19 protein-coding genes are annotated in these 14,883 nt (G+C 42.0%); 16 read left to right on the top strand and 3 right to left on the bottom strand.

Annotation, left to right across the window (positions count from 1 at the left end):
• The first annotated feature begins 77 nt into the window (after window positions 1–77).
• From ATE37_RS10050 to dnaJ, 8 genes are all read left to right on the top strand, one after another.
• On the top strand, window positions 78–398 hold the full coding sequence (locus ATE37_RS10050; protein ID WP_084868913.1) for a PadR family transcriptional regulator: 321 nt from the start codon (window positions 78–80) through the stop codon (window positions 396–398).
• Window positions 398–973 (top strand): DUF2812 domain-containing protein, encoded by a 576-nt coding sequence (locus ATE37_RS11005; protein WP_084868912.1) that lies wholly within the window; start codon window positions 398–400, stop codon window positions 971–973. Before ATE37_RS10050 ends, ATE37_RS11005 begins: the two co-directional genes overlap by 1 nt.
• Before the next feature lie 34 nt (window positions 974–1,007).
• Window positions 1,008–1,520 (top strand): DUF2812 domain-containing protein, encoded by a 513-nt coding sequence (locus ATE37_RS10040; protein WP_084868911.1) that lies wholly within the window; start codon window positions 1,008–1,010, stop codon window positions 1,518–1,520.
• Between the two features lie 160 nt (window positions 1,521–1,680).
• On the top strand, window positions 1,681–2,715 hold the full coding sequence (gene hrcA, locus ATE37_RS10035) for a heat-inducible transcriptional repressor HrcA (RefSeq protein WP_084868910.1): 1,035 nt from the start codon (window positions 1,681–1,683) through the stop codon (window positions 2,713–2,715).
• A 26-nt stretch (window positions 2,716–2,741) separates the two neighbouring features.
• Complete coding sequence (gene grpE / locus ATE37_RS10030) at window positions 2,742–3,257, top strand: nucleotide exchange factor GrpE (protein ID WP_084868909.1); 516 nt, start codon at window positions 2,742–2,744, stop codon at window positions 3,255–3,257.
• Window positions 3,258–3,523: 266 nt separating this feature from the next.
• Window positions 3,524–5,347 carry a molecular chaperone DnaK gene (gene dnaK, locus ATE37_RS10025; RefSeq protein WP_033605565.1) on the top strand — a complete coding sequence of 608 codons (1,824 nt, stop codon included), beginning with the start codon at window positions 3,524–3,526 and terminating at the stop codon, window positions 5,345–5,347.
• Window positions 5,348–5,726: 379 nt separating this feature from the next.
• On the top strand, window positions 5,727–6,359 hold the full coding sequence (locus ATE37_RS10020; RefSeq protein WP_033583635.1) for a DJ-1/PfpI family protein: 633 nt from the start codon (window positions 5,727–5,729) through the stop codon (window positions 6,357–6,359).
• Between the two features lie 158 nt (window positions 6,360–6,517).
• Window positions 6,518–7,654: a molecular chaperone DnaJ gene (dnaJ, locus tag ATE37_RS10015; RefSeq protein ID WP_001066316.1), complete on the top strand. Its 1,137-nt coding sequence runs from the start codon at window positions 6,518–6,520 to the stop codon at window positions 7,652–7,654.
• 77 nt (window positions 7,655–7,731) lie between these two features.
• On the opposite strand, the gene ATE37_RS10010 is transcribed toward dnaJ, so the two are convergent.
• The 3 genes from ATE37_RS10010 to ATE37_RS10000 form a co-directional block, all read right to left on the bottom strand.
• Window positions 7,732–8,385 carry a hypothetical protein gene (locus tag ATE37_RS10010; RefSeq protein WP_241502113.1) on the bottom strand — a complete coding sequence of 218 codons (654 nt, stop codon included), beginning with the start codon at window positions 8,383–8,385 and terminating at the stop codon, window positions 7,732–7,734.
• 67 nt (window positions 8,386–8,452) lie between these two features.
• The gene (locus tag ATE37_RS10005; RefSeq protein ID WP_084868907.1) at window positions 8,453–8,740 is read right to left on the bottom strand and encodes a hypothetical protein; all 288 of its coding nucleotides are present in this window, start codon (window positions 8,738–8,740) and stop codon (window positions 8,453–8,455) included.
• A 9-nt stretch (window positions 8,741–8,749) separates the two neighbouring features.
• Window positions 8,750–9,160, bottom strand: coding sequence for an HIT family protein (locus tag ATE37_RS10000; RefSeq protein WP_084868906.1), 411 nt, complete (start codon window positions 9,158–9,160; stop codon window positions 8,750–8,752).
• Between the two features lie 67 nt (window positions 9,161–9,227).
• Between ATE37_RS10000 and ATE37_RS09995 the strand changes: the two genes are divergently transcribed.
• The 8 genes from ATE37_RS09995 to ATE37_RS09960 all read left to right on the top strand — a co-directional run bounded on the left by ATE37_RS09995 (window position 9,228) and on the right by ATE37_RS09960 (window position 14,871).
• Entirely contained in the window at window positions 9,228–9,959 is a 732-nt protein-coding gene (locus ATE37_RS09995; protein WP_000889915.1) for an ABC transporter ATP-binding protein, read from the top strand.
• Window positions 9,956–11,005, top strand: a complete 1,050-nt coding sequence (locus ATE37_RS09990; RefSeq protein ID WP_084868905.1) for an ABC transporter permease — start codon at window positions 9,956–9,958, stop codon at window positions 11,003–11,005. The genes ATE37_RS09995 and ATE37_RS09990 overlap by 4 nt, the downstream gene beginning before the upstream one ends.
• 47 nt (window positions 11,006–11,052) lie before the next feature.
• Window positions 11,053–11,847 carry a cell cycle regulator CcrZ gene (ccrZ, locus tag ATE37_RS09985; protein ID WP_084868904.1) on the top strand — a complete coding sequence of 265 codons (795 nt, stop codon included), beginning with the start codon at window positions 11,053–11,055 and terminating at the stop codon, window positions 11,845–11,847.
• Window positions 11,844–12,479, top strand: a complete 636-nt coding sequence (gene trmB / locus ATE37_RS09980) for a tRNA (guanosine(46)-N7)-methyltransferase TrmB (RefSeq protein WP_033583646.1) — start codon at window positions 11,844–11,846, stop codon at window positions 12,477–12,479. Before ccrZ ends, trmB begins: the two co-directional genes overlap by 4 nt.
• 126 nt (window positions 12,480–12,605) lie before the next feature.
• Entirely contained in the window at window positions 12,606–13,085 is a 480-nt protein-coding gene (gene rimP / locus ATE37_RS09975; protein ID WP_000338695.1) for a ribosome maturation factor RimP, read from the top strand.
• Between the two features lie 42 nt (window positions 13,086–13,127).
• The gene (gene nusA, locus ATE37_RS09970) at window positions 13,128–14,264 is read left to right on the top strand and encodes a transcription termination factor NusA (RefSeq protein ID WP_084868903.1); all 1,137 of its coding nucleotides are present in this window, start codon (window positions 13,128–13,130) and stop codon (window positions 14,262–14,264) included.
• 21 nt (window positions 14,265–14,285) lie between these two features.
• Window positions 14,286–14,579 (top strand): RNase P modulator RnpM, encoded by a 294-nt coding sequence (gene rnpM, locus ATE37_RS09965; protein ID WP_084868902.1) that lies wholly within the window; start codon window positions 14,286–14,288, stop codon window positions 14,577–14,579.
• Window positions 14,572–14,871, top strand: coding sequence for a YlxQ-related RNA-binding protein (locus ATE37_RS09960; protein WP_001041395.1), 300 nt, complete (start codon window positions 14,572–14,574; stop codon window positions 14,869–14,871). The genes rnpM and ATE37_RS09960 overlap by 8 nt, the downstream gene beginning before the upstream one ends.
• Window positions 14,872–14,883: the final 12 nt, after the last annotated feature.

The raw sequence follows: 14,883 nt of genomic DNA, 5'->3' as shown, positions 1-14,883 counted from the left end.
TTGCATTTTATATCGAGATGTGATATAGTTTATATAACGAGATGCGATATATCGAACTAAATAGGAGGTGGGGTTAAATGGAATTGACGGATAAGATTCGTCGAGTTTATCTTCCGATGACGGAAACGGGTTTTTATATCTTGTTTTGTCTACAGAAGGAGAACCATGGATATGGTATCACACAAAAGGTCAAGGAGATGACAGATTCGCAAGTTTCGATTAGTCCTGGAACTATGTATGGAACCTTGTCAAAGATGGAAAAGGATGGCTTGATTTCCTTTATCCGGGAAGAGGAAAAACGGAAAATATATCAGATAATAGATTTGGGACGAAAGGTTTTGGAAATTGAATTGAAACGTATTGAACGGCTCTATAGAAACAGTCGGGAGGAAGTATGATGGAAAAGAAGGTTGTATATCGGATATCTACAATTGCGGATTATGATAGAGAGGCTTTATACCTTGGGGAAATGCATGCTAAGGGTTGGAAACTTAAGGAAGTGAGTTACTCTAACTTAGTAGTTGCGGTTAAGTATACTTTTGAAAAGTGCCAACCGGAGCAGGTGTCTTATCAGTTGGATTTTTATCCCATGAAAAAATCAGAGAGAGCCTCCTATTTACAACTATTTAAAGACTGTGGATGGGAGCATATTATAGATTTTAATGTTTTTTCCTACTTTAGAAAGCTTCGTTCTGGAATTGAGTTGGATACCGAGTTTGAAATCTATAATGACGCTACTGGGAAGTTAGCCATGGTCAAACGGATTTTAATAATGCGGATGCTACCTATTTTGATTCTTTTTTCAGCTCTACTACCGGTTTTCTCAAAGTTTCTCAGTGGAGGTAGTTCTTTCAGTTGGGAAGTATTTTTGATTTTCATAATAGATTGGGTTTTATTGATAGTTTTTGCGATTCAGATTTTTAATATTTTTTGGAGATTGTTCCAAAAGTGGAAAGAATTATCTGATAGCTGAAACAATACTTGTTTTCTGATTTGGAGGTCAGGCAATGAATAGCAAAGTACAATTTCGGATTTTCACCATTATTGATTTGGACAAGGAAGAAGATTATTTGCATGAGATGCACTTGAAAGGTTGGAAATATAGAACTAATCGTTTTGGTTTTTTCTATTTTGAACAATGCCAACCAGATGATGTCATCTATCATATCTATGATTCTAGATTTCTTAAAAAGTATAAGCATGAACTACAAGATTTTAGAAATAGAGGTTGGGAATTGATAGAAACAGGTTTTTGTTCAATTCTTCGTAAACCAGCTTCTGATATACTTCCGGAGGAGCAAGTCTATATGAGTAATGACCTCAGATGGGAGGTAATGCGGTCTAGACTTCGTTCCTGTATGGCTACTTTCTCAGGTGGTCTTGTTGTTTGCATGAGTTTGTATCGAGAAAACTTGTCTCAGTCTTTCTTTATTATTTTCTTGTTATATGCTTGCTTAATTTCTTATCTAATCTATGGTTTTTTCAGACTTAAAAGGAAATACCAAATTGATGAAAAGTAAGTTTCTAGGTCTTCAGACTGATTTTTAGCACTCTTGGCAAAAGAGTGCTAATTTTTTGAGTTTTTGTCTTGACATTCTCTTCTAAGGGTGTATAATAGAATCATGAGTTAGCACTTGGATGCATAGAGTGCTAATTGATCGGACAGAGAGGAGTGATGAGATGGTTACAGAGCGTCAGCAGGATATTTTAAATCTGATTATTGACATCTTTACCAAAACACATGAACCTGTCGGATCCAAGGCGCTACAAGAGTCTATCAATTCTAGTAGTGCTACCATTCGTAATGACATGGCAGCTCTAGAGAAGCAGGGTTTGCTTGAGAAGGCTCATACCTCAAGCGGTCGGATGCCAAGTGTCGCGGGATTTCAGTACTATGTGAAACACTCGCTTGCTTTTGACAGACTGGCTGAAAATGAGGTATACGAGATTGTCAAAGCCTTTGATCAGGAGTTCTTCAAACTGGAGGATATTCTGCAAGAGGCTGCTAATCTACTGACAGAACTGAGTGGCTGTACGGTAGTGGCTCTGGATGTTGAGCCGAGCAGGCAACGGTTGACAGCCTTTGATATCGTTGTTTTGGGACAACATACAGCCTTGGCAGTATTTACCCTAGACGAGTCCCGAACGGTTACCAGTCAATTTCTGATTCCAAGGAACTTCTTGCAGGAAGATTTGCTGAAACTGAAGAGCATCATTCAGGAACGTTTCCTCGGTCATACCGTTCTAGATATTCACTACAAGATTCGGACGGAGATTCCACAGATTATCCAGCGTTACTTTACGACAACGGACAATGTCATGGATCTCTTTGAACATATCTTTAGGGAAATGTTCAACGAAAATATTGTGGTAGCGGGAAAAGTCAATCTCTTAAATTTTGCCAATCTAGCAGCCTATCAGTTCTTTGACCAACCGCAAAAGGTGGCCCTAGAGATTCGTGAAAGTCTGCATGAAGATCAGATGCAAAATGTCCGTGTTGCGGACAGTCAAGAGTCTTGTCTAGCTGACCTAGCAGTGATTAGCAGTAAATTTCTCATTCCTTATCGAGGTTTTGGAATTCTAGCGATTATTGGTCCGGTCAATCTGGATTACCAGCAATTGGTCAACCAAGTCAATGTAGTCAATCGTGTTTTGACCATGAAATTGACAGATTTTTACCGCTATCTCAGCAGTAATCATTACGAAGTAAATTAATTTTGAAATCATTAAAGGAGGCGACAATGGTCCAAGATAAGAAAAACGAAGAAATGAAAGAAGAGGAAGTTGTGGAAACAACTGAAGAAACAACTCCTGAGAAGTCTGAGTTGGACTTGGCAAATGAACGTGCGGATGAGTTCGAAAACAAATACCTTCGCGCTCATGCAGAAATGCAAAACATTCAGCGACGTGCCAATGAAGAACGTCAAAACTTGCAACGTTATCGTAGTCAGGACTTGGCAAAAGCAATCTTACCATCGCTTGACAACTTAGAACGTGCACTAGCAGTTGAAGGTTTGACAAACGACGTCAAAAAAGGATTGGAGATGGTGCAAGAGAGCTTGATTCACGCTTTGAAAGAAGAAGGAATCGAAGAAATTGTAGCTGACGGCGAATTTGACCATAACTATCATATGGCCATCCAAACTCTCCCAGCAGACGATGAGCACCCAGCAGATACCATCGCACAAGTCTTCCAAAAAGGCTACAAACTCCATGACCGCATCCTACGCCCAGCAATGGTAGTTGTCTACAACTAGGCAATTCTGACGGTTGCAACATACATAATAGAAAACTTGTCCGAAACGACAATAAACTATGAAAGAAAGATAAGAAATTGTTCAGCTTTGCAATAGTGAGCAAAGCGAACCAAAGACGATACTCTTCGCCGTGGCGTTATTTGCGCAAACTTTGAGACCTTAGGCTCAAAGTTTAGTCAAAGAGATTGACGAGTCAAGCTCTGACGGCGCCGCCACCTAAGAAGAGTATCAAAAAGAAAGAATATAAAATTTAAGGAGAAAAACACATGTCTAAAATTATCGGTATTGACTTAGGTACAACAAATTCAGCAGTTGCAGTTCTTGAAGGAACTGAAAGCAAAATCATCGCAAACCCAGAAGGGAACCGTACAACTCCATCTGTAGTATCATTCAAAAACGGTGAAATCATTGTTGGTGATGCTGCAAAACGTCAAGCAGTCACAAACCCAGATACAGTTATCTCTATCAAATCTAAGATGGGAACTTCTGAAAAAGTTTCTGCAAATGGTAAAGAGTACACTCCACAAGAAATCTCAGCTATGATCCTTCAATACTTGAAAGGTTATGCGGAAGATTACCTTGGTGAAAAAGTAACCAAAGCTGTTATCACAGTTCCTGCTTACTTCAACGATGCACAACGTCAAGCTACAAAAGACGCTGGTAAAATCGCTGGTCTTGAAGTAGAACGTATTGTCAACGAACCAACTGCAGCAGCTCTTGCTTATGGTTTGGACAAGACTGACAAAGAAGAAAAAATCTTGGTATTTGACCTTGGTGGTGGTACATTCGACGTATCTATCCTTGAATTGGGTGACGGTGTCTTCGACGTATTGGCGACTGCAGGGGATAACAAACTCGGTGGTGACGACTTTGACCAAAAAATCATCGATCACATGATTGCAGAATTCAAGAAAGAAAATGGTATTGACTTATCAACAGACAAGATGGCTCTTCAACGTTTGAAAGATGCGGCTGAAAAAGCTAAGAAAGACCTTTCAGGTGTAACTTCAACTCAAATCAGCTTGCCATTTATCACTGCTGGTGAATCTGGACCTCTTCACTTAGAAATGACCTTGACTCGTGCGAAATTTGACGATTTGACTCGTGATCTTGTAGAGCGTACAAAAGTTCCAGTTCGTCAAGCCCTTTCAGATGCAGGTTTGAGCTTGTCAGATATCGACGAAGTTATCCTAGTTGGTGGTTCAACTCGTATCCCAGCCGTTGTAGAAGCTGTTAAGGCTGAAACTGGTAAAGAACCAAACAAATCAGTAAACCCTGATGAAGTAGTTGCCATGGGTGCTGCTATCCAAGGTGGCGTCATCACTGGTGATGTGAAAGACGTTGTCCTTCTTGATGTAACACCATTGTCACTTGGTATCGAAACAATGGGTGGTGTCTTCACAAAACTCATCGACCGTAACACAACAATTCCAACATCTAAATCACAAGTCTTCTCAACTGCAGCAGACAACCAACCAGCCGTTGATATCCACGTTCTTCAAGGTGAACGCCCAATGGCCGCAGATAACAAGACTCTTGGACGTTTCCAATTGACAGACATCCCAGCTGCTCCTCGTGGTATCCCACAAATCGAAGTAACATTTGACATCGACAAGAACGGTATCGTATCTGTTAAGGCTAAAGATCTTGGAACTCAAAAAGAACAAACTATTGTTATCCAATCTAACTCTGGTTTGACTGATGAAGAAATCGACCGCATGATGAAAGATGCAGAAGCAAACGCTGAAGCAGATAAGAAACGTAAAGAAGAAGTTGACCTTCGTAACGAAGTAGACCAAGCTATCTTTGCGACTGAAAAGACAATCAAGGAAACTGAAGGAAAAGGCTTCGATGCAGAACGTGACGCTGCCCAAGCTGCCCTTGATGAGCTTAAGAAAGCCCAAGAAGATAACAACTTGGACGAAATGAAAGCAAAACTCGAAGCATTGAACGAAAAAGCTCAAGGACTTGCTGTTAAACTCTACGAACAAGCCGCAGCAGCGCAACAAGCTCAAGCAGGAGCAGAAGGCGCACAAGCAACAGGAAACGCAGGCGATGACGTCGTAGACGGAGAGTTTACTGAAAAGTAAGATGCAAAGCCCGTTAAAACCTCACAGTGAAAATAGGAAATCTGACGCAGAAGCTTTAGTTTCTAGGAAGATTTGCACCTAAAGGTAGCCATATCTGTAGTTCGCTAAAGCGAAAACAGCTACGTCTCTTTTTCACCAAGAGGTTAGGGTGTGCTCAATTCGGTAAGATGTTGAGGCGTTAAGAAAACGAAAGAAAAATAGGAAGCCATCGCCTTGTGCGATGCACAAAAGATAGCTTATCTTTTTTCCGAAGTTTTTAGCCAAAACTCAGTTGAGCCAATACTAGTTTGATTTTTAAAACTCGAACTAGTAAGTATAAGAAGAAATCCAGAGGTTGCAACCCAGCCTCTGTTTTTCGATAAAATAGAGGGTGTAGCTTATGAAAAAAGTACTTTGTATCCTTTACCCCAATTTTTCTCTTTATGAGATAACCGCTTTAACAAGTGCTTTAGCTCTGTCTTTTGACATCATGATTGATTATGTCGCTTCAGATCATTCGATAGTGGTCTCTGAGGATGGTTTGCCCTGTCAACCGACGAAGACGTTGAATCAAATACGTCTAGAAGATTATTCTTGTGTTATTTTGCCAGGAATGGTAAATATAGGGCCTGCTCTACAGGATGAGAAATTGATTTCGTTTTTGAAAGGTCTCGATGAGCAAGATGTCTTAATTGCAGCAATTTCTTCAGCGCCTCTTTTATTGGCGAAAGCAGGTTTATTGAACGATACGAAATTTACAGGTGGGATTTGGCAAAACTTCTTTGACTATTTTGAATTTCTTCCTCGGGAAAATTTCAAAGCAAAAGCTGTCCTGCAAGATAAAAATATCATTACTGCTATTGGCTTTGCACATCAAGAGTTTGCAAGAAAAGTGATTCTTGGTCTAGGTTTGGCAGAAAATACTGATAACTATTTTAAAGAACAGAATGAATATTCAGAAGAGGACTTGATTTTTACTCTATCGGACAAAGAGTTTGATGAAGTGAAGCAGAGTATAGACAATACCCTCTAATGATTTACTTATAAATTATAGAAAGGAATAAGGGTGTTCGAGTAACTGAACACGGGCTACGGACTGTGTCAAAAAGATAGTTTTTTCTAGGACGTAAGCGTCCGTCGTCAAAACTCCTAGATGGCTGTGTCCGTTTGACGCCCTTTGTATCTTGAATTATGAACAATACTGAATTTTATGATCGTCTGGGGGTGTCAAAAAACGCTTCGGCAGACGAGATCAAAAAGGCTTATCGTAAGCTTTCCAAAAAATATCACCCAGATATCAACAAGGAGCCTGGCGCTGAGGAAAAATACAAGGAAGTTCAAGAAGCCTATGAGACTTTGAGTGACGACCAAAAACGTGCAGCCTACGACCAGTATGGTGCTGCAGGTGCCAACGGTGGCTTTGGTGGTGCTGGTGGCTTTGGCGGATTTGACGGAGCAGGTGGCTTCGGTGGTTTTGAAGATATCTTCTCAAGTTTTTTCGGGGGAGGCGGTGCTTCACGCAATCCAAACGCTCCTCGTCAAGGGGATGACCTCCAGTATCGTGTGAACTTGACCTTTGAAGAAGCTATCTTCGGAACAGAAAAGGAAGTTAAGTACAACCGTGAAGCCAGCTGTCGTACATGTAATGGATCTGGTGCTAAGCCAGGGACAAGTCCAGTCACTTGTGGACGCTGTCATGGTGCTGGTGTTATTAACGTCGATACACAGACTCCGCTTGGTATGATGCGCCGCCAAGTAACCTGTGATGTCTGTCATGGTCGCGGAAAAGAAATCAAAGATCCATGTACAACTTGTCACGGAACAGGTCATGAAAAACAAGCTCATAGCGTACATGTGAAGATCCCTGCTGGTGTGGAAACAGGCCAACAAATCCGCCTAGCGGGTCAAGGTGAAGCAGGCTTTAACGGTGGACCTTATGGTGACTTGTATGTGGTGGTTTCAGTAGAAGCTAGTGATAAGTTTGAACGTGAAGGAACGACTATCTTCTACAATCTGAACCTCAACTTTGTCCAAGCAGCTCTTGGTGATACTGTGGAAATTCCAACCGTGCATGGTGATGTTGAATTGGTCATCCCAGAAGGAACTCAGACTGGCAAGAAATTCCGTCTACGTGGTAAGGGAGCACCGAGCCTTCGTGGCGGTGCCGTTGGTGACCAATACGTGACTGTCAATGTCGTAACTCCGACAGGTTTGAACGACCGCCAAAAAGCAGCCCTTAAAGAGTTCGCGGCTGCAGGTGACTTGAAAGTCAATCCAAAGAAAAAAGGCTTCTTTGACCATATAAAAGATGCCTTTGAAGGAGAATAAAACAAAAAGAGCCGATGGGCTCTTTTTTTGTTATCATTAAAAATTTAGTGTCGAAAAATCATTCTCCAGCTGGTCGACTATTTATACTTTTGAGTAAGCAAGCCAGCCACATCCATCTCCTGAATGAGTTGCTTAAGTTCCGCTTCTTTACCAGGTTTCACGGTGACAGTATCGATATGTTTGATCGCCGAATTATCCTGAATATCCACTAAAGTCAAAGCTTTTTCATAGAATGCAATTCCCTTTTTAAGACTTGCCTGATCCTTCCAATTTAGAATTGTGTAAGAAGAATTTGATTTCTTTCCTTTTTCTTGGAAATATTTCTCGCCCTCCTCCTCTAAAAATTGTATTAAACCACGATTGAATAAGTTGTCCCCTACTTTATAGTAGGAAATATCTCCTGTCTGGAGGACATAGACTTTAAGTCGGTTTTTGGTGAGTTTTGGACTTTCTTTTAGGACGGGGTGACTATTGATGACCTCGTCTGAGAAAGTAACATAAAAATCTAGGCCTCCACCCTCGTATTGATAGTGTCCATCCGATTCGACTTTCTCGGGAGGGAGGTCAAGGGAGATAAAGATTTGTTTTAAGTCGTCATTCCCATTTCGGATGTCACTCGGTGAGGCCTTGAAAAGATTGGCCACTAGTAGAAATGCTAGGGCTGCAAGCAGGCAGAGACAGCCGCAAATAATCGCGATGACCTTCGCTAGAACTTTTACAAACTGTTTCATTTTCATTCCTCTTCTTTGTTTGGATTTGACAACCTAAAATGGATTTAAGGAAAGTTGTTGGCTCTTTTTACTTATCCTCAAGCTCCTGTGTTTCTTTTATCACAGCTAGTCTGGTTTGGAAATCTTTTTCTAAAACTTTGAACTTGTAGGTCAAGTCTTTTTGGTATTCCTTGATAAGGGCTTTTTGTTGGTCGATGATTTGCAGGCTGTTTTGAATGACATCTAAATCCTCCTTCATAGCTTCGACACGGTCGCTAGTATCCATCAACTCCTCTGTGATGACTTGGCGATTTTTTACGACAAAATAACTTCCAGCTGCAGCACCTGCAAATAGCAATAGATTGGATAGTTTCATGGCAACTCCTTAGGCATTTCTAATGGTTTCAGCGACTTGGGCAAGTTTGTCAAAGTCTGGTTCGTGGGCAATAAAGTCAATCTTGAGGTCGTCTTCTGCACTGTAGCGAGGTACGAGGTGCACGTGAGTATGAAAGACCGTTTGACCAGCAATTTCCTCGCAGTTGGCAATGATATTCATGCCGACAGCTTTGGTAGCCTTCATGACTTTTTGAGCCACTGTTGGCACTTGTGCAAAGAGTTGGCTGGCACTCGCAGCATCCATTTCTAAAAGATTGCGATAGTGCTCTTTTGGTACAATGAGGGTGTGTCCAGGCGTTACTTGAGAGATATCAAGGAAGGCAAGAATCTGCTCATCCTCGTATACTTTTGAAGCAGGAATCTCCCCTGCGATGATCTTACAAAAAATGCAATCTGACATAAAATCCACCTCTACTGTATTGAATTTTGATATAATATAGCTACATTATACCAGATTCGGAGAAAATATGTTAGAAATTAAAAACCTGACAGGAGGCTATATTCACGTTCCTGTCTTGAAAGATGTGTCCTTTACAGTTGAAAGTGGGCAGTTGGTCGGTTTGATTGGTCTCAATGGTGCTGGGAAATCAACGACAATCAATGAGATTATTGGACTGTTGACACCTTACAGTGGGGAAATTAAGATTAACGGTCTCACCCTGCGAGAAGATGCAACCAACTACCGCAAGCAGATTGGCTATATCCCAGAAACGCCTAGCTTGTATGAAGAATTGACTCTCAGAGAGCATATCGAGACGGTTGCCATGGCCTATGGTATTGAGCAAAAAGTGGCTTTTGATCGTGTGGAACCTTTGTTAAAAATGTTTCGTTTGGATCAAAAATTAGACTGGTTTCCAGTGCATTTCTCCAAAGGGATGAAGCAGAAGGTCATGATTATCTGTGCCTTTGTGGTGGATCCGAGTCTTTTCATCGTTGATGAGCCTTTCCTTGGGCTCGATCCGCTGGCTATTTCTGACTTGATTCAGCTTCTAGAAGTTGAAAAGCAAAAAGGTAAGTCCATTCTCATGAGTACCCACGTACTAGACTCAGCAGAAAAGATGTGTGATGCCTTTGTCATCCTCCACAAGGGAGAGGTTCGGGCTCGGGGGAACCTCCAGCAACTGCGCGAGGCTTTTGACATGCCTGAAGCGAGTTTGAACGACATTTACTTGGCTCTAACCAAAGAGGAGGAGCTATGAAAGACTTGTTTTTAAAGCGAAAGCAGGCTTTTCGTAAGGAGTGTGTCGGTTATCTGCGTTATGTTCTCAATGACCACTTTGTCTTGTTCCTGCTAGTTCTCATCGGTTTTCTAGCTTACCAGTACAGTCAACTCTTGCAAGATTTTCCTGAAAACCACTGGCCCATCCTCTTGTTTTTAGGGATTGTATCTGTCTTACTTTTGGCTTGGGGAGGAATCGCGACCTACATGGAAGGACCTGACAAGCTCTTTCTCTTAGTCAGTGAAGAGGAGGTTAAGTCTCACCTTAAAGGGCAGACAGTGCGCTCACTGGTCTTTTGGCTCTTTGTCCAAACCCTTTTCTTGCTTTTATTTGCGCCCTTATTTTTAGCCATGGGCTATGGCTTGCCTATCTTTCTTTCCTACGTGCTTTTATTGGGAGCTGGGAAATATCTCCTCTTTCGTCAAAAAGCCAGTAAATTTTTTACTGATACTGGTCTCGACTGGGACTTTGTCATTTCCCAAGAAAGCAAACGCAAGCAAGTTTTGCTTCGTTTCTTTGCTCTCTTTACTCAGGTCAAAGGAATTTCAAATAGTGTCAAACGTCGCGCTTATCTGGATTTCATCCTTAGAACGGTTCAGAAAGTGCCGAGCAAGATTTGGCAAAATCTCTATCTTCGTTCTTACTTGCGAAATGGAGACCTCTTTGCCCTCAGTCTCCGCCTCCTCTTCCTATCCTTGTTAGCTGTGATCTTTATTGAGCAAGCTTGGATCGCGACAGCAGTAGTAGTTTTATTTAACTATCTCCTGCTCTTTCAGTTACTGGCCCTCTATCATGCCTTTGACTACCAGTACTTGACTCAGCTCTTTCCACTAGAAAAAGGGGAGAAAGAGAAGGGATTGAAACAGATTGTGCTCGGTGTGGGAAGTGTAGTTCTTTTGTTGGAATTGCTGGTCGGAGCAGTGGTTTTTCAAGAAAAAATAGCCCTGTTGGCTCTTGTAGGAGCTAGTCTCTTCCTACAATTGTTTTATTTGCCTTACCAACTAAAAAGATTGGTTGACGAATAGACCAAAAACTAGTAGAATAGTAAGGAAACTTTATACGGAGGAAAGAAATGGACTTGGGTGATAATGAGCTAACGCTGACCCCTATCCCTGGGAAGAGCGGCAAAGCTTATATGGGAAGCTACCCTGATGGGAAGCGCGTCTTTGTAAAAATGAACACCTCTCCAATCCTACCTGGCCTAGCCAGAGAACAAATCGCTCCTCAATTACTATGGACTCGTCGTTTGCCAGATGGCAGTGATATGTGTGCTCAGGAATGGCTGACGGGCAAAATCTTGACCCCTTACGATATGAATCGCAAGCAGATTATCAATATCTTGAACCGCCTTCACCGCTCGCGTCCTTTGATGAAGCAGTTGAGCCGTTTGGGCTACACCATGGAAACGCCAGTTGATTTATTGCGTTCTTGGCAGCAAGGAGTTCCAGAAATCTTGAAGCAGAATCAATATTTGAACAGTGTGATTGCTGAGCTAGGTAAGACGGTTCCAGGTTTTAGAGAAGACCATGCAACGATTGTGCATGGGGATCTTCGCCATAGTAATTGGATTGAGACAGAGAGTGGACTCGTTTATCTAGTGGATTGGGATTCGGTTCGCCTGACGGATCGTATGTTTGATGTGGCACATTTGCTATGCCACTACATTCCAGATTATCAGTGGCGCCAATGGTTGAGAGACTATGGCTATAAGTACAATCAGACAGTGTTAGATAAATTGTATTGGTATGGTCAGTATTCTTACTTGAACCAGATTGCCAAATACTGTGAAAATCAAGATTTAGACAATGTGAACCGGGAGATTTATGCCTTGCGCGTCTTCCGTGATAAGTATGGAAAGAAGAGATGAGAGTTAGAAATCGTAAAGGGGCGACAGAATTACTAGAGGCTAATCCCCAGTATGTGGTCCTCAATCCCTTAGAAGCAAAAGGGAAATGGCGAGACTTGTTTGGAAATGATCATCCTATTCATGTTGAGGTTGGAAGTGGGAAAGGGGCCTTCATATCAGGAATGGCCAAGCAAAACCCTGACATCAACTACATCGGGATTGATATCCAAAAGTCGGTATTGAGTTATGCCTTGGACAAGGTGCTTGAAGTTGGAGTGCCCAATATCAAATTGTTGTGGGTAGATGGTTCAGATCTGACTGACTATTTCGAAGACGGTGAGATTGATCGTCTCTACCTAAACTTTTCAGACCCCTGGCCTAAAAAACGCCATGAAAAACGTCGTTTGACTTACAAGAGTTTCTTGGATACCTTCAAGCGCATCTTGCCTGAAAATGGGGAAATCCATTTCAAGACAGATAACCGTGGCTTGTTTGAGTACAGTCTAGTGAGCTTTTCTCAGTATGGGATGAAACTCAATGGTGTTTGGCTAGACTTGCATGCCAGTGATTTTGAAGGCAATGTCATGACGGAATATGAGCAAAAATTCTCCAGCAAAGGTCAAGTGATCTACCGAGTTGAGGCAGAATTTTAAGAAATAGCTTGAAAACCAGCTGTTTGAGTGCTAATGCTTTACATAAATTGACAAACGTGCTATACTGATAGTAAGAATATGAGAAAGAGAGGCGGGGAAATATCTTCGCCTCTTGCTTATGAGGAGGTGGACGCAATCGCAACAATCGTAGAATTAGTCAGAGAAGTTGTAGAACCTGTCATCCAAGCGCCTTTCGAGCTCGTGGATATCGAGTATGGAAAGATTGGCAGTGACATGATTCTCAGTATTTTTGTAGATAAACCCGAAGGAATTACCTTGAACGACACGGCAGACCTGACAGAAATCATCAGTCCTGTTCTTGATACTATCAAGCCTGATCCCTTCCCAGAACAATATTTCCTAGAAATCACCAGTCCAGGCTTGGAACGTCCTTTGAAAACCAAGGATGCCGTCGCTGGAGCAGTTGGGAAATACATCCATGTCGGGCTCTACCAAGCCATCGATAAACAAAAAGTCTTTGAAGGAACTTTGGTATCCTTTGAAGAGGATGAGTTGACCATGGAATATATGGACAAGACACGTAAGAAAACTGTCCAAATTCCATACAGTTTAGTATCAAAAGCACGTTTAGCAGTAAAATTATAGAAAAGAAAGGATAGCTTTTGAGGATTCAAAAGTAAAAAGAACATGAGTAAAGAAATGCTAGAGGCCTTCCGCATTTTGGAAGAAGACAAGGGAATCAAAAAAGAAGACATCATCGACGCAGTAGTAGAGTCGCTTCGTTCCGCTTATCGCAGACGCTATGGTCAATCTGACAGCGTAGCTATTGACTTCAATGAAAAAACAGGTGACTTTACAGTTTATACTGTCCGTGAAGTTGTTGATGAAGTATTTGATAGCCGTTTGGAAATCAGCTTGAAAGATGCCCTTGCCATTAATTCTGCCTATGAACTTGGTGATAAAATCAAGTTTGAAGAAGCACCTGCTGAGTTTGGTCGTGTAGCAGCCCAATCTGCTAAACAAACCATCATGGAAAAAATGCGCAAGCAAACACGTGCCATCACCTACAATACTTACAAAGAACATGAACAAGAAATCATGTCTGGTACGGTAGAACGATTTGACAACCGCTTTATTTACGTCAACCTTGGCAGCATCGAAGCCCAATTGTCCAAACAAGACCAAATCCCTGGAGAAGTCTTTGCTTCCCACGACCGTATTGAAGTATATGTCTACAAGGTTGAAGACAATCCTCGTGGTGTCAACGTCTTTGTTAGCCGTAGCCATCCAGAAATGATCAAACGCTTGATGGAGCAAGAAATTCCAGAAGTGTATGATGGAACTGTCGAAATCATGAGCGTAGCTCGTGAAGCAGGTGACCGTACTAAGGTTGCCGTTCGTAGCCACAATCCAAACGTGGACGCTATCGGGACAATCGTTGGACGTGGTGGTGCCAATATCAAGAAAATCACCAGCAAATTCCATCCAGCTCGTTATGATTCCAAGAGCGACCGCATGATTCCTGTCGAAGAAAACATCGACGTTATTGAGTGGGTAGCAGATCCAGCTGAGTTTATCTACAATGCCATCGCACCGGCAGAGGTTGACCAAGTTATCTTTGATGAAAACGACAGTAAACGTGCCTTGGTCGTTGTACCTGATAACAAGCTTTCTCTTGCAATCGGTCGTCGTGGACAAAACGTTCGCTTAGCAGCTCACTTGACGGGTTACCGTATCGATATCAAGTCTGCCAGCGAATTTGAAGCTATGGAAGAAGCAGGTCAAGTGGATTACGCAGCTGCGGACGAATTGATCGAAGAATAAAAGCTGCTAGAGGAGGGAAAGATGAAAACAAGAAAAATCCCTTTGCGCAAGTCTGTTGTATCCAACGAAGTGATTGATAAGCGTGATTTGCTCCGCATTGTCAAGAACAAAGAAGGACAGGTTTTTATCGATCCGACAGGCAAGGCCAATGGCCGTGGCGCTTATATCAAGCTAGACAATACAGAAGCCCTAGAGGCAAAAAAGAAGAAAGTCTTTAACCGCAGCTTTAACATGGAAGTGGAAGAAAGCTTTTATGACGAGTTGATCGCCTATGTGAATCACAAAGTGAAAAGAAGAGAGTTAGGACTTGAATAAGCAAAAGATAAGTAATCTCTTGGGACTTGCTCAACGAGCAGGCCGGATCATATCAGGAGAGGAATTGGTGGTTAAAGCCATCCAAGACCAGAAAGCCAAGCTAGTCTTTCTAGCCCATGATGCTGGTCCCAATCTGACCAAGAAGATTCAAGACAAAAGTGACTATTATCAAGTAGAAGTTATAACCGTGTTTTCAACACTGGAATTAAGCATAGCAGTCGGGAAACCGAGAAAGGTTTTGGCTGTGACAGATGCTGGATTTACAAAGAAAATGAGGTCTCTTATGGAATAGAAGAGGAGGACA

Origin of the sequence: Streptococcus oralis subsp. tigurinus, from assembly GCF_002093575.1 — a bacterium.
GTDB lineage: Bacteria > Bacillota > Bacilli > Lactobacillales > Streptococcaceae > Streptococcus > Streptococcus oralis_CH.
This window is presented reverse-complemented; position numbering and strand designations above follow the sequence as displayed.

What these genes read in the sequence shown, in the direction of transcription:
- ATE37_RS10050 (WP_084868913.1), top strand. Translation starts at nt 78, where the DNA reads ATGGAATTGACGGATAAGATTCGTCGAGTTTATCTTCCGATGACGGAA.
- ATE37_RS11005 (WP_084868912.1), top strand. Translation starts at nt 398, where the DNA reads ATGGAAAAGAAGGTTGTATATCGGATATCTACAATTGCGGATTATGAT.
- ATE37_RS10040 (WP_084868911.1), top strand. Translation starts at nt 1,008, where the DNA reads ATGAATAGCAAAGTACAATTTCGGATTTTCACCATTATTGATTTGGAC.
- hrcA (WP_084868910.1), top strand. Translation starts at nt 1,681, where the DNA reads ATGGTTACAGAGCGTCAGCAGGATATTTTAAATCTGATTATTGACATC.
- grpE (WP_084868909.1), top strand. Translation starts at nt 2,742, where the DNA reads ATGGTCCAAGATAAGAAAAACGAAGAAATGAAAGAAGAGGAAGTTGTG.
- dnaK (WP_033605565.1), top strand. Translation starts at nt 3,524, where the DNA reads ATGTCTAAAATTATCGGTATTGACTTAGGTACAACAAATTCAGCAGTT.
- ATE37_RS10020 (WP_033583635.1), top strand. Translation starts at nt 5,727, where the DNA reads ATGAAAAAAGTACTTTGTATCCTTTACCCCAATTTTTCTCTTTATGAG.
- dnaJ (WP_001066316.1), top strand. Translation starts at nt 6,518, where the DNA reads ATGAACAATACTGAATTTTATGATCGTCTGGGGGTGTCAAAAAACGCT.
- ATE37_RS10010 (WP_241502113.1), bottom strand. Translation starts at nt 8,385, where the DNA reads ATGAAACAGTTTGTAAAAGTTCTAGCGAAGGTCATCGCGATTATTTGC.
- ATE37_RS10005 (WP_084868907.1), bottom strand. Translation starts at nt 8,740, where the DNA reads ATGAAACTATCCAATCTATTGCTATTTGCAGGTGCTGCAGCTGGAAGT.
- ATE37_RS10000 (WP_084868906.1), bottom strand. Translation starts at nt 9,160, where the DNA reads ATGTCAGATTGCATTTTTTGTAAGATCATCGCAGGGGAGATTCCTGCT.
- ATE37_RS09995 (WP_000889915.1), top strand. Translation starts at nt 9,228, where the DNA reads ATGTTAGAAATTAAAAACCTGACAGGAGGCTATATTCACGTTCCTGTC.
- ATE37_RS09990 (WP_084868905.1), top strand. Translation starts at nt 9,956, where the DNA reads ATGAAAGACTTGTTTTTAAAGCGAAAGCAGGCTTTTCGTAAGGAGTGT.
- ccrZ (WP_084868904.1), top strand. Translation starts at nt 11,053, where the DNA reads ATGGACTTGGGTGATAATGAGCTAACGCTGACCCCTATCCCTGGGAAG.
- trmB (WP_033583646.1), top strand. Translation starts at nt 11,844, where the DNA reads ATGAGAGTTAGAAATCGTAAAGGGGCGACAGAATTACTAGAGGCTAAT.
- nusA (WP_084868903.1), top strand. Translation starts at nt 13,128, where the DNA reads ATGAGTAAAGAAATGCTAGAGGCCTTCCGCATTTTGGAAGAAGACAAG.
- rnpM (WP_084868902.1), top strand. Translation starts at nt 14,286, where the DNA reads ATGAAAACAAGAAAAATCCCTTTGCGCAAGTCTGTTGTATCCAACGAA.